At 39.1% G+C, this 12,455-nt stretch carries 15 protein-coding genes; 4 read left to right on the forward strand and 11 right to left on the reverse strand.

The window, feature by feature from the left end; translation table 11 throughout:
* Positions 1-203: 203 nt before the first annotated feature.
* From AC559H_RS00610 to coaD, 7 genes are all read right to left on the reverse strand, one after another.
* On the reverse strand, positions 204-632 hold the full coding sequence (locus tag AC559H_RS00610) for a hypothetical protein (protein ID WP_051319663.1): 429 nt from the start codon (positions 630-632) through the stop codon (positions 204-206).
* Positions 629-1,774, reverse strand: a complete 1,146-nt coding sequence (locus AC559H_RS00615) for an AAA family ATPase (RefSeq protein WP_026793399.1) — start codon at positions 1,772-1,774, stop codon at positions 629-631. Before AC559H_RS00615 ends, AC559H_RS00610 begins: the two co-directional genes overlap by 4 nt.
* A gap of 122 nt (positions 1,775-1,896) precedes the next feature.
* Positions 1,897-2,547 (reverse strand): GDYXXLXY domain-containing protein, encoded by a 651-nt coding sequence (locus AC559H_RS00620; RefSeq protein ID WP_193372508.1) that lies wholly within the window; start codon positions 2,545-2,547, stop codon positions 1,897-1,899.
* Between the two features lie 26 nt (positions 2,548-2,573).
* Positions 2,574-3,977, reverse strand: a complete 1,404-nt coding sequence (locus tag AC559H_RS00625; RefSeq protein WP_026793401.1) for a DUF2157 domain-containing protein — start codon at positions 3,975-3,977, stop codon at positions 2,574-2,576.
* A gap of 147 nt (positions 3,978-4,124) precedes the next feature.
* Complete coding sequence (locus tag AC559H_RS00630) at positions 4,125-4,973, reverse strand: ATP-grasp domain-containing protein (RefSeq protein WP_026793402.1); 849 nt, start codon at positions 4,971-4,973, stop codon at positions 4,125-4,127.
* Positions 4,974-5,096: 123 nt separating this feature from the next.
* Positions 5,097-5,741: an ATP synthase subunit B family protein gene (locus AC559H_RS00635; protein WP_026793403.1), complete on the reverse strand. Its 645-nt coding sequence runs from the start codon at positions 5,739-5,741 to the stop codon at positions 5,097-5,099.
* The gene (gene coaD / locus AC559H_RS00640; RefSeq protein WP_026787538.1) at positions 5,711-6,202 is read right to left on the reverse strand and encodes a pantetheine-phosphate adenylyltransferase; all 492 of its coding nucleotides are present in this window, start codon (positions 6,200-6,202) and stop codon (positions 5,711-5,713) included. Before coaD ends, AC559H_RS00635 begins: the two co-directional genes overlap by 31 nt.
* A gap of 216 nt (positions 6,203-6,418) precedes the next feature.
* Between coaD and eno the strand changes: the two genes are divergently transcribed.
* Entirely contained in the window at positions 6,419-7,708 is a 1,290-nt protein-coding gene (eno, locus tag AC559H_RS00645) for a phosphopyruvate hydratase (RefSeq protein ID WP_026787537.1), read from the forward strand.
* Between the two features lie 82 nt (positions 7,709-7,790).
* Positions 7,791-8,426, forward strand: a complete 636-nt coding sequence (locus AC559H_RS00650; protein WP_199918695.1) for a hypothetical protein — start codon at positions 7,791-7,793, stop codon at positions 8,424-8,426.
* Here the strand turns inward: AC559H_RS00650 and AC559H_RS00655 are convergent.
* Together AC559H_RS00655 and AC559H_RS00660 are read right to left on the reverse strand one after the other, a co-directional pair.
* Positions 8,389-8,661: a hypothetical protein gene (locus AC559H_RS00655; protein WP_036832970.1), complete on the reverse strand. Its 273-nt coding sequence runs from the start codon at positions 8,659-8,661 to the stop codon at positions 8,389-8,391. The genes AC559H_RS00650 and AC559H_RS00655 overlap by 38 nt on opposite strands.
* A gap of 83 nt (positions 8,662-8,744) precedes the next feature.
* Positions 8,745-8,906, reverse strand: a complete 162-nt coding sequence (locus AC559H_RS00660; RefSeq protein ID WP_141292963.1) for a ribbon-helix-helix protein, CopG family — start codon at positions 8,904-8,906, stop codon at positions 8,745-8,747.
* Between the two features lie 619 nt (positions 8,907-9,525).
* Between AC559H_RS00660 and AC559H_RS00665 the strand changes: the two genes are divergently transcribed.
* The gene (locus AC559H_RS00665) at positions 9,526-10,218 is read left to right on the forward strand and encodes an aldehyde oxygenase (deformylating) (protein ID WP_026787536.1); all 693 of its coding nucleotides are present in this window, start codon (positions 9,526-9,528) and stop codon (positions 10,216-10,218) included.
* A 104-nt stretch (positions 10,219-10,322) separates the two neighbouring features.
* Positions 10,323-11,348, forward strand: a complete 1,026-nt coding sequence (locus AC559H_RS00670) for a long-chain acyl-[acyl-carrier-protein] reductase (RefSeq protein WP_026793404.1) — start codon at positions 10,323-10,325, stop codon at positions 11,346-11,348.
* A 106-nt stretch (positions 11,349-11,454) separates the two neighbouring features.
* Here the strand turns inward: AC559H_RS00670 and AC559H_RS00675 are convergent, their stop codons facing one another.
* Both AC559H_RS00675 and AC559H_RS00680 read right to left on the reverse strand, forming a co-directional pair.
* Positions 11,455-12,207 carry an HAD family hydrolase gene (locus AC559H_RS00675; protein WP_026793405.1) on the reverse strand — a complete coding sequence of 251 codons (753 nt, stop codon included), beginning with the start codon at positions 12,205-12,207 and terminating at the stop codon, positions 11,455-11,457.
* 83 nt (positions 12,208-12,290) lie between these two features.
* Complete coding sequence (locus tag AC559H_RS00680) at positions 12,291-12,446, reverse strand: PCP reductase family protein (protein WP_026787533.1); 156 nt, start codon at positions 12,444-12,446, stop codon at positions 12,291-12,293.
* Between the last annotated feature and the right edge of the window lie 9 nt (positions 12,447-12,455).

Here is a 12,455-nt window from a genome sequence, read left to right on the forward strand (position 1 = left end):
ATTTTAGATTTAAAATTCTTATATAAGGAAATGGGCAATAGGTAATAGGGTGTTATGGGTTAACGGTATTCACGGTAAGTGATTAAAGATACTATAATTGCTGAACACCTAAAACTCGAAACCCTGGGGTAAGACTTGTCCTCACCCCCTACTATTATTTGGGTCGATAAATTTTGTAATTGCAATCACAAATAAGTTGTAAATTACAACCTTAGTTCTCTATTTACCGTGATTCCTCTTTGAGCTAACTTACGGAATTTATTATCACCTTTTAAGTGAATTCCATTAGAGGCAATCCAATGAAAAGACTTTGGCTCTTTATTCAATTCAGGGGCATCATTGATAAGAAAATCTTTTAACCACTGAAGCTTATTCAGAACAGACTTTACTTCATCTGTTTTAGCAGTATGTACTTCGATAAAATAAGTTTTACCATCATATCCAACTGCATAGTCCCAACGTGAAGCATTAGGATATATTGATTTAACTGCTGTATCAATATCAACACTCCCTTCACATTTACTGGGATCAAGAGGTTTTACTTTGCTACGATTTGAACCTAGAGCTTTTAATCCCTTTTCAAAAGCATTCTCTAATAAAGGGGTATTCTCGATCGCTTTCTTAAAACTCATTCCTTCTCCTGAATCGCTTGGGAAACAACATCCGATGCCTGACTACTAAAGCTAGTTAATCCCCCCCAGTTAGCGATCGCAGGGTCAGGATCAAATGGATCTAAAGATGAAATATCACGCACATAAACACCGTCTTCTTTTTGGTCGAAATAGTAGGTCGAAAAAGTCTTATGATTGAGAATATTCTCAAATAATTTTGTAGTTGGGGCAGACGACTTCAGAGCAAAAAGTTTATAAAGATATTTGATATCAGTATTCTGTTCTCGTAAGAAACGAATAGCCCAAACCGCTTCTAAAAGCACAGGAGAGTGAGTTGAAATCAGTAAGCGATATCCTCGATGCAAAAGTTCCAAACACATCAAAATTACTGATAAAATTGCTTGAGGATGCAATCCCATTTCTGGTTCTTCAATTACGACCCAATCTATATCAGACTTTTTAGATGCTTTTGATATCGGCATTAGCCAATAAAGACCTAGAAGTAAAGGCATAAATTCTCGTTGTCCAGCAGACCAAGACATGAAGGATAAGCGATTTCCATTCATATTAATTTGGATGCTTTTACTCATTCCAGTGGTGTTAAGTTCTACCTGAGCACCGTGAAAAATACTATGATCTAGTGAATCACGAAGTTCTTGTTTAAGGCGACCTTTCTGGGGAAAGATTGGACTGCCTTTATTACCCAAACCTTGTTGCATTAGTAGCAATAATTGCTCGCTAAAATTGCGAACGACATAGGGAGCTCCATTAAAGCTCCGAAACAATCGAGGCCATCCATTCTCGATGGTTAGTACACGCTGGGCTGGCATAAAGAAAAGCTGCTCTTTTTTTCGGCTATTTTCATTCAATAATCGGTCTAAATCTATACTTTTGTCATTCCTATATATTTCTGTGTTTTTACTCCAGATATTCCGCATTCCCTCTCCGAAATAAAGCTCGATTAAATTATTGATATCTCCTTCCCAGTCATAGCCATTTTTTTTGATCGTATTCACAATATCTCCACTATCAAGTAAGAGTTTTATTAATTGCAATAAAATACTTTTTCCAGTAGCTTGAGCGCCAATGAATAAAGTTAAATCGCCAAATTCTATGTCTGCTTTTTTAATTTGTCCTAAATTAGTAAGGTTAAGTTGCTTCATGCTTTTATCTATTGATTGTAAAGAATAAATGAGATTGATTTTAAATTAATATTAAAACCCAGTTTCTTAATTGTAGCATATTTGGGAAATTGTATCACAACCAGAAACTGGGTTTTGGAGAATTAAAATTTGTAATTGCGATCGCGCACCCACAAACTAACTGGAATTGCTTTTCCTTGAGCATTAATTTTCACTTCCACAACAAAAGATTGTTGATTATTACTTTGTGCTTCTGTAATGGTATTATTAATTTGATCACGTTGGTTTTCTGGCATATAATACCGTTCTAAACCGTATTCAATATTCCATCCCGTTGATTTTCCCTGTAAAGCTATTTGATTATTAGATAAATTATTAGGGTATTCTGCACTGACTTTTATCGGTTTCCAAGCTGAGGGATGTGGAGATTTAGACGCATCTTTGGGTTTTTCTAAGATCACATAAATTAGGGTTCCCTGGGGTAAATATTCCGCGCCTTGAGCAACTTCTTTCCAACCGGGAAGTGCTCTGAGAGTATCAGCACTGGAAATATTATAACTCAGGGTTTGATAATATCCTCGGAAAAAATCATAGGGATCAACGGGGGCGGTTTGTAATACCACAGTTTTTCCCGTTACCTGAGTATAAAACGCTTGGGAAGGAACCGCTAAAATTAGGATTAATTGAAATAATAACGGAAACAAAAATTTCCAAGCTGGAATCTGTTTTTTAACAACAGGAGACGGAGTTAAAATAACAGAAGATTGAGTATCATTCGAGTTAGAAGAATTCATGATTTTGACTCCTAAAAATTGATGAATTAACGATTTTGAGTTCTAGCAGCAGCTAATAAATGGCGTTCAAACCATAGCCCAGCCAGAATTACTCCGACACCACATAAGGTAAATACAAAGGCTTTTAGAATCAGTTCGGTGTTATATTCAAAGGTGCGACTCATGATTTGGGTAACTAATAAAATCATCCCTCCCCAAAAGGCAAATCGTTGAGTTTGGGCGAGTCCAATTCTAATTAATCCCGTTGCTAATATAAACATCTGCACATTGAATAAAAATGTGGCTATTTCAGGAATTGAATTGATTTGTAAATGCCAGAAAAAGATAAATCCTGTTAAACCCAAGAATCCGGCAATTACGCTAGTAACCGAATCAAATCCCCATCTATTCGGATGAATAGCACCGGGTTTAATTAATTGAAACCATTGTAAAAATAGGATTCCCAAAAATATTACAAAATCAATCAAAATGAAGTTGCTAATCAACATTGAATTGTCTGAATTGTCCCCAAAAATATCATTCCAAACTCCGTTAAAAGATAAACTAAAAAACAAACCTGCTAATAAAATAATAGATAGGGTTTGGGCTGAACGTTGAAAGAGTCTACTATCAATTGTCGGCCACAAGGTATCATCATAACTCCAGAGTAAAGCGGGAGTAAAGATTGATGAAATAGCAAAAAGTAACCCTAGTGGTAAATCGGAATTAAACAGGGGAAAGATACTGATTTGTAAAGCCGGAATCAGAATCAGTAAAGTCATAATAAATAGGACACGGGACTGACACCGATAGGCAAGGGGAATGAATATAAATCCAGCAATTAAAGGAGTATGTTCTAGGATTAAATGTAAGATAGAAAAGGGTTGAAGGGAGAATAAATTAAATGTTCCTGTCCAATATCCAATGCCATATAATAGTAGTCCTAAAAATCCTAAAGAAGTCAATTGCAGACTATAGGACATTACTAATACTCCAATTCCCCATACTAAAAATAGTTCGTAAGCGGAACCACTTTGATGAAAAATTTGTCCCATCAAGGCAATATTTGCCCCTAAAATTAATGCTCCAAAAATTAATAATCCTTGACCTAAGCGTTGTTTTCTTCCCACTTCTAAGGTGTCTGATGGTTGTTTCCATAAATAAAAGCCAGTTGTATTGACTCCTATAAATAAACTCAGAAGTAGAATAACTTTTAATTCTTTTGACCAGTCCTGCCAATTAGCTGCCACAAAGGTAATGACACCTAAACCTAATAGAATGCTTCCTAAACCTATTAAAATCATCACAAACCGACTACTGGCGGCGGTTTCGAGATGATTAAATTGATAGCGAGTAGCTAACTGTTGATAGACAGAATCATCAATTATTTGTTCTTCCTGCCAGAGTTTGGCTTCGTGACGAAGTTGGCGCCGGAATTTTTCGTTGATCATTTGCAGTAATATGAAACAATTGTACAGTCCATTTAAACTGACTATATTTTAGTTCTAACCTAAATATTAGCAAACTACAATTCTGGTTTTAATGATTAAGACCTGTGACAGATATTTAACTTGCACAAGGAAAAAATGCTCAAAATCCTACAACGGCTTTTTTCTTGATTTAGAGGCTAAAAAACTTAGCATTTTTTCAAATACTTGGACGGCTAGTTCTGGATCATTATCTCTAGTAAAGATATCATAATTGGGATGGGAATTAGCCTCAATAAACCAATATTGATTATCTTGATCTATCACAATATCTAACCCTGTATAGTCTAAATTTATTTCTTGAAAAATAGGTTGACAAAATGTTTCTATTTCTGATATAATTTGGGGATTATTAATATATTTGGCTCGCGCTCCTTGCCAATGTAAAGGGCTTAAATTTCCGGTAAAGGTTGCTTGAGTAATATCTTTTTCATAGAGTAAAATTAATTCTTGATTTAAAAAAACGGCTCGATATTCCCGTTGAATTAAAATATATTGTTGAGCGATCGCTACATAGTCATAATCCTTATAATCAATATTAAAAATCTTAGTTAAAGCCGTTTGAATATCCTCAAGATTATGGCATAAAAAAACATTGTGTCCACTGGAACCAGAATTACGTTTAACAATGACGGGAAATCCCAAAACTCTCTCAATTTCAGTAGCAATATCGGGAATAGTTTTAAACTTTAAGTAATGTTGATATTTTTGATCACAATATGGAGAAAGAAAACCCTGGGTTTTTGGGGTTCTAATTTTTTTGTGTAAAATTGAGTAGGTATAGTCTTTATCTTTAAGGATGTTAAAAATTGATTGATCCACGAAAGGCGTGCTATAATTACAGAAGTAATAATTTTTTCCTAGCTTGATTTTAACTAAATTTTGATCAGAATGAATAATTTCATAATCAATATTGAGATTCTGGCAAGCTTGTAGTAATAGTCGAATATTATTTAACATATAGCAGGGAACAGGCTGCGTCGTGAGCTTGTCGAACGAGAACAGGGAACAGGGAAATCGGAGACGGCTGAAAGGACGCTTTAAATAACACCTAGGCTATCTCCTAATTCCATTATCATAGAGTTACCGAGTGAGATTATTTCCCTGTACTTGTTGGCGACCATTACGAATCACTCGCATCATTTCATTTAACTGTTGTTCGATGCTTCCTAGGACGTGATCTGCATAGTCATCGGCGCCGTTTTGAATTTCTTCGCATTCAGCCATAGTCCGCGATCGCATTTCCTCTAATTCCTGTTGAAGACGATAACGAATTTGTTCAATTTCAGACAAGGTTTGTTGCTGAAGTGTGTCACATTCATTTTGAACCTGTTGACGCAATTGATCAGCTTCAGATTTTGCTTGTTGAATCAAACCCATTTCATTTAATATTCGAGCGGCTCTTTGTTCAGCCATAGTGACAATTTCCTGAGCATATTCTTCCGCTTCTTGGAGAATTTCATCCTTATGACGGACAATAATATCTGACTCTTGAAATGCACTAGGTAAATTCAATCGAATCAAATCTAATTGATCCAGTAATTGTTCTTCATCGACTAAAGTTCGTCGAGTTAATGGAATTCTAGGACTATCGAGAATCATCTCCTCCAGTCGGTTAAGTTCCCGTTGAATATCAATTCCAGGGGAATTACTGACAGTAGTTTCCGGTTCTACACGGAGTCCATTTTGTTCCGGTTCTAGTCTTGGGGTTGATTCCTGGCGTAACATTTATATAATTCTTTAGCAACGTGATTAGGAACAAGATGATCAACAGAACCTCCAAATCGGGCAATTTCTTTAACAACACTACTAGAGAGGAAACTATATTCCTTTGAGGTTGCCAAAAATACCGTTTCAATTTCTGTTGATAGAGTTTTATTGATATGAGCCATTTGCAGTTCTAACTCAAAATCAGAAAGAACTCGCAGCCCTCGAATTAACACTTGAGCATTCCGTAGTTTTGCATAGTCTACCGTTAGACCGTCAAAACTGGCTACTTCCAGATTGTTCAGATGTTGGGTACTGTAGCTGATTTGTTCCATCCTTTCCCCTACGCTAAATAAAGGCTTTTTATTAGGATTTCCCAATACCGCCACAATCACCTGTTCAAATAGTTTACAACCTCGCTCAATGACATCTAAATGTCCTAACGTAACCGGATCAAAGCTACCAGGATAAAGGGCAATCACTCGTCATGGCAAGATGAATATTATTACCAGATTATAGAGCGAAGGGGGAACGGAGCCTTAAAACACAGTTATGTCGTAAATCTAACCCAAACAAAACCTTAAAATGTTTCAAGGACTGCGACTAGATCAACCCATAACCTGTTAACGTGATCTCTTGTCTCAACTCTTTGAAGCCTGGGACACCTCTTAACGGACTAATAAAGGATAGATATAGATATGTCAGACAGTGGAATTCTTACTATTATTGCCCGTGAAATCCTCGACTCTCGCGGACGCCCAACCCTCGAAGCCGAAGTCTACCTCGATAACGGAGCTTATGGACACGCTCAAGTTCCCAGTGGAGCCTCCACCGGAAGCTTTGAAGCCCATGAACTCCGAGATGGAGATAAAAGCCGTTATGGGGGTAAAGGAGTTCTAACGGCGGTTAAAAACGTCAACGAAGTCATCGCCCCAGCCCTGAACGGAGTTAGCGCCCTAGAACAAACCGTCATCGACCAAATCATGCTCGACCTCGATGGCACTCCCAATAAAAGCAACCTGGGAGCTAATGCCATCCTAGGCGTCTCCCTAGCCGTCGCTAAAGCGGCCGCCGAAACCCTGGGTTTACCCCTCTATCGTTACTTAGGCGGCCCCATTGCCAACCTCCTCCCCGTCCCCTTGATGAACGTGATTAACGGAGGTTCCCACGCCGCGAATAACGTGGATATTCAGGAATTTATGATCGTTCCCATTGGGGCTCCCACCTTCAAAGAAGCCCTGCGTTGGGGTGCGGAGGTGTTTGCATCCCTGAGTGACGTCTTGAAAGGTAAAGGCCTCCTGGGTGGCGTGGGAGATGAAGGCGGTTTTGCTCCTAATTTGGGTTCTAATCAAGAAGCCCTAGATATTCTCATCCAAGCTATTGAAATCGCGGGTTATAAACCCGGTGAACAGGTCGCACTGGCTCTGGATGTGGCCGCGAGTGAATTCTATAAAGATGGTATCTATACCTACGACGGTCAACCGAATAGTGGGGAGCAACTGACTGAATACCTGAGTAAATTAACCAGTCAGTACCCGATTATTTCCATCGAAGACGGTCTCCACGAGGATGACTGGGTTCACTGGAAATCCCTAACGGAAAAACTCGGTAGTAAAGTGCAACTGGTGGGCGATGACCTATTTGTGACTAACCCAACCCGTTTAAAAAGAGGTCTTGAGGAGAAAATAGCGAATTCTATTTTGGTGAAACTCAACCAAATTGGTTCTCTGTCGGAAACCTTAGAAACCGTTGACCTAGCAACCCGCAATGGTTATACTTCCATAATTAGTCACCGTTCCGGGGAAACTGAAGATACCACGATTGCAGACCTGGCCGTTGCTACCCGAGCCGGACAAATTAAAACGGGTTCTCTGTGTCGGAGTGAACGGGTCGCCAAATATAACCGTTTATTACGGATTGAAGACGAACTCGGTGCCCAAGCGGTTTATGCTGGAGCCGTTGGTCTAGGCCCCCGTTTCTCGAAATAACTCGGAAACACCAATAAAACAGTCCAGCCTTGGGCTGTTTTATTAATATTATTTGGAAAAATCACAAAAAATCAAACTAGACATGAACAGAAACAAAAATATTCAGAAGGGTGCAATGCTTTTCTTAACGGGATTAGCAACGGTCGGTTTAGTTTTAGGAGAAGCGGTATTTTCTTCAGCCAGCGCTGCTCAACAGTTATTTTGTAATGGACGAATGAATAATGGTTGGACTTATTCAGCCCAGTTTCTTAACGGTCGTTTCACAGAAATTCGTTGGGAACGTTCAGGACAGCCCCCCATCGTTTCTAACCTAAGTTTTCAATCCACCAATAACGCCAGACAACCTGTTTATACAGGGTCAATTATGGCAGCCACAATGGTAACTTTAGTTGATCTTTCTCGTGGTAATGTGCGACCGGGTTCACAAATATCGGTTACGGCGGAAGAATGGGGCACCAGCACCGGAAATTGTGGTCTCTCCTCGGGTAACTCGATGGGAAACTCCTCTGACTGGTTTACTAACGCCCGGAAAAATTTAATTGGTTCTAATGAAAATCAAGCCAGACGTTGGCTGACAAGAAACAATTTCGTCTTTAATCAAACGATGGAACATACTAATCGCCGTATCATTGAGCGATGGAGTCGTAATAACCCCAATGGAGTTATTGATGTGATTTTTGTCAATAATAGGGTGTCTGATGTGGTGATGGTTCGTTAATACAATTGGCAAAGAAATAGGTAATGGGTAATGGGTAATGGGTAATTGGTAATTGGTAATGGGTAATTGGTAATTGGTAATGGGTAATTGGTAATTGGTAATGGGTAATTGGTAATGGGTAATGGGTAATCGGTAATGGGTAATCGGTAATGGGTAATCGGTAATCGGTAATGGGTAATGGGTAATCGGTAATGGGTAGAGTTTCTTGTTCTTCTAAATACGCATTTAATTGCAAACAATTAAGGGCGCATTTACTATAAAAAATGAACCTAAAAACCCATTATCCATTACAACAACCTCGCACAAAGCCCACGCACTTCAGTCGTGGGATGTAGTGCGACCCCCTTTAGGGGGTGTGAGGGTTTTAATGTAATCCCTAAGAACTTCAGCCATTGATAATCCTTCTGATTCAGCATGACTTTTGAGACGTTCATATTCTTTCTCGTTAACATTAAACTGAATTTTCTTTTCCCTTGACATACTCTATTTAAGACTCTATTATCAGAGTATAGCAAGGATGTTCCTCGCTTATCTGGTCAGATGTTCTGACCTCCTTAAAAACAAGTTGTCAATGGCGAGAAAAAGGCAACCACTGTGATTATCCCTGTTGACTACAGAAAGCTCCGAAAAATCTTGGCAGAGCCAAAGACTGTAATAGTCGTGTGCCGTCAATTGGGACGAGGTACTTGGCATTCCTCAGAGTCTCGTACTCTCCTCTAATATTGCTGTGAAGCAATTCTGGAAACAGTAGGGGGCAACTCCATGAATACCGAGCAATCGGGGCTAGACAGGAGAATCCCACGCGGTTCACCCGTGGGAGTGTCAACATAAGTAACAAATGCTTGCTATCTTGTTTGGGTTAACAAAAAGTTATGATATTGCATCCGGTCTTCCCTCAAGGTGGATTCAATTCAATGTCCAAGTTCATCCCACGCGGAAAAGACGTGGGTTTTGTGCGAGAATCGCTATAAGCTTAATTAATTAAGTAGTTTGGTGAAAACATCAACTCTCCGACCCGATCTTTAAGGATACCCCAAAGGGGGAAGGGGGGTGTAAATCAGCAATAATAACTTATTTGTGATGAGGAGATTGTAAATCTATGCCACAGGTTGAAGCTATTACGATTGACTTCCAATCTGAAACCTATAAAGATGCCTACAGCCGAATTAACGCCATTGTGATTGAAGGAGAACAGGAAGCCTACGACAATTACATCAAGCTGGGTGCAATGTTACCTGAGCAGCAAGAGAATTTGGCAGGTTTAGCCAAAATGGAAATGAGCCATAAAAGGGGGTTTCAGTCCTGTGGTCGGAATTTAACCGTCACACCGGATATGGAATTTGCCCAGGAATTCTTTTCTTCCTTACACCAAAATTTTAAGGATGCCGCGACTGAAGGCAAAGTTGTCACCTGCTTGTTGATTCAATCTTTAATTATCGAATGTTTTGCGATCGCCGCTTACAACATTTACATTCCCGTAGCCGATGATTTTGCTCGCAAAATTACCGAAAGGGTGGTCAAAGACGAGTATATGCACCTCAATTTTGGGGAAGAATGGCTAAAAGCGAACTTTGAAGCCTCCAAAACCGAACTCGAAACGGCTAACCGCCAAAACCTGCCGATTATTTGGAGAATGCTTAACCAAGTCGCCGATGATGCTCATATTCTAGGAATGGAAAAGGAAGCATTAGTCGAGGATTTTATGATTGCTTATGGGGAAGCTCTAAGCAATATCGGGTTTTCGACCCGCGATATTATGCGAATGTCCGCCTACGGTCTCATCGCCGCCTAAAATACCCTTTGGATTTTAGATCAAATCGAGTAGAGACGTTCCATGGAACGTCTCTACTTTAGACGTTAAACTCTAAAATCCATCTTAAAATCTATAGTTGAATCATGTTTGGTTTAATCGGTCATCTTACCAGTTTAGAACACGCCCAAGCCGTTGCCAGAGATTTAGGATATCCTGAATATGCTGACCAAGGGTTAGATTTTTGGTGCAGCGCCCCGCCTCAAATCGTTGATGATATTAAAGTCACGAGTATTACAGGTCAAACTATTGAAGGCAAATATGTAGAGTCTTGTTTTTTGCCAGAAATGTTAGCCAGTCGTCGCATCAAAGCGGCCACTCGCAAAATTATCAATGCGATGGCTCATGCTCAAAAAAATGGCATTAATATCACAGCTTTAGGGGGATTTTCCTCGATTATTTTTGAAAATTTTAACTTAGAACAAATTCAACAGGTTCGTAATATTAAGTTAGAGTTTGAACGGTTTACCACCGGAAATACTCACACCGCTTATATTATCTGTCGTCAGGTAGAAAATGCAGCGGCTCGGTTAGGCATTGATTTAACTAAGGCTACCATTGCCATTTGTGGAGCCACAGGGGATATTGGTAGTGCGGTTTGTCGTTGGCTCAACAGCCACACAGAGGCCGGAGAATTGTTATTAATTGCCCGGGATAAGGAACGTCTCAATGCTTTACAGGAGGAGTTGGGACGGGGAAAAATTATGGGATTAGAAGAAGCCGTACCCCAAGCAGATATTATCGTTTGGGTGGCGAGTATGCCCCGAGGAGTCGAAATTAATCCCTATACCTTGAAAAAACCCTGTCTGCTAATTGATGGTGGTTATCCTAAGAATTTAGCCACAAAAATTCAACATCCTGAAATTTATGTCCTAGACGGCGGAATTGTGGAACACGCCCTTGATATTGACTGGAAAATTATGAAAATTGTCAATATGAAGTTACCCGGACGTCAACTATTTGCCTGTTTTGCGGAATCAATGTTACTGGAATTTGAGAAAATTTATACTAATTTTTCCTGGGGTCGCAATCAAATTACTGTTGAAAAAATGGAACAAATTGGAAGGGTTTCTGTGAAACATGGCTTTAAACCTTTAGCTTTACCCTTGTAATCAGTTATCAGTCATCAGTTATCAGTTATCAGTTTAAGAGTTATCAGTTTAAGAGTTATCAGTTTAGGAGTCGTCAGTTATGATTCCTGTTAGTCCAATTTTTCTTTCAACAGAAGTAAGAGGATATTAAGGCTAAATCTAAATAGCATTTTTCGGGAATATTCCCCTCTAATACCGTAAACGGTTTATTCGGTTCGCCCAGATGATTTACTACTAATAAAGCATCGGTAAAATCTTGATTTTTTGTATAATCGTTGACAGTAATAATTGTTTTTAATCCAGCTTGTTTAGAGGCTGAAAATCCATGATAGGAGTCTTCAAATACTAAACAATCTGCTGCATTTAATCCCAATTTTTCTAAGACATAAAAATAAATATCCGGGGCAGGTTTTTTGGCTGAAACAATATCCCCGGCGGCAATAATTTCAAACCAGTCTGGATGAATTGCTGTATTTTCTAGTAAAGCTAAAACATTTGGTAAGGCGCTAGTAGTTGCGATCGCTAACCTAATTCGGTGCTCCTTTGCTTCTTGAATTAATCGTTGTATCCCAGGACGCAAAGGAATTGAACCCTGATCTAATAATTTTCGATAATATTCATTTTTTAACTGATGTAGATCCCTAATTAAATCATCTAATTTTTCTGTTAATAAAAAATCCGGTTCATATTTTTCAATATAATAACGAATCCGCTCTTTTCCTCCACCAATTGCCAATAATTCACCATACAAATCTACAGACCAATTCCAAGATAAACCCACCTGAAAAAAGGCTTGATTAAACGCAATTCTATGGCCATCCCGTTCCGTATCCGCTAAAGTACCATCCACATCAAAAATCAAAGCTTTTAAATTTCCCATACTTTTAAATTCCCTATTCTCTCCCCCCCTAGCCCCCCGTGCACGGGGGTTTGGGGGGGCTATTACCTATTACCTATTCCCTATTAATTAAACTTTTGTTTAGCCTGCTCATAAACCTCAACGGTAATTTGAGTAACACCTAATTCCTGAGCAAACTTTTCAATTTTTTTCCGCGCCGCCGGACGCACGAAAAAGGGAATTTCCTTCAAACGAGTTTCAGCTTCTGCTGTCCATTCCATAGAATTAAA

It is taken from the genome of Planktothrix prolifica NIVA-CYA 540, assembly GCF_963864145.1.
GTDB lineage: Bacteria > Cyanobacteriota > Cyanobacteriia > Cyanobacteriales > Microcoleaceae > Planktothrix > Planktothrix agardhii.

What these genes read in the sequence shown, in the direction of transcription:
- AC559H_RS00610 (WP_051319663.1), bottom strand. Translation starts at nt 632, where the DNA reads ATGAGTTTTAAGAAAGCGATCGAGAATACCCCTTTATTAGAGAATGCT.
- AC559H_RS00670 (WP_026793404.1), top strand. Translation starts at nt 10,323, where the DNA reads ATGTTTGGTTTAATCGGTCATCTTACCAGTTTAGAACACGCCCAAGCC.
- AC559H_RS00680 (WP_026787533.1), bottom strand. Translation starts at nt 12,446, where the DNA reads ATGGAATGGACAGCAGAAGCTGAAACTCGTTTGAAGGAAATTCCCTTT.
- AC559H_RS00615 (WP_026793399.1), bottom strand. Translation starts at nt 1,774, where the DNA reads ATGAAGCAACTTAACCTTACTAATTTAGGACAAATTAAAAAAGCAGAC.
- AC559H_RS00650 (WP_199918695.1), top strand. Translation starts at nt 7,791, where the DNA reads ATGAACAGAAACAAAAATATTCAGAAGGGTGCAATGCTTTTCTTAACG.
- eno (WP_026787537.1), top strand. Translation starts at nt 6,419, where the DNA reads ATGTCAGACAGTGGAATTCTTACTATTATTGCCCGTGAAATCCTCGAC.
- AC559H_RS00675 (WP_026793405.1), bottom strand. Translation starts at nt 12,207, where the DNA reads ATGGGAAATTTAAAAGCTTTGATTTTTGATGTGGATGGTACTTTAGCG.
- AC559H_RS00625 (WP_026793401.1), bottom strand. Translation starts at nt 3,977, where the DNA reads ATGATCAACGAAAAATTCCGGCGCCAACTTCGTCACGAAGCCAAACTC.
- AC559H_RS00620 (WP_193372508.1), bottom strand. Translation starts at nt 2,547, where the DNA reads ATGAATTCTTCTAACTCGAATGATACTCAATCTTCTGTTATTTTAACT.
- AC559H_RS00630 (WP_026793402.1), bottom strand. Translation starts at nt 4,973, where the DNA reads ATGTTAAATAATATTCGACTATTACTACAAGCTTGCCAGAATCTCAAT.
- AC559H_RS00635 (WP_026793403.1), bottom strand. Translation starts at nt 5,741, where the DNA reads ATGTTACGCCAGGAATCAACCCCAAGACTAGAACCGGAACAAAATGGA.
- AC559H_RS00660 (WP_141292963.1), bottom strand. Translation starts at nt 8,906, where the DNA reads ATGTCAAGGGAAAAGAAAATTCAGTTTAATGTTAACGAGAAAGAATAT.
- AC559H_RS00665 (WP_026787536.1), top strand. Translation starts at nt 9,526, where the DNA reads ATGCCACAGGTTGAAGCTATTACGATTGACTTCCAATCTGAAACCTAT.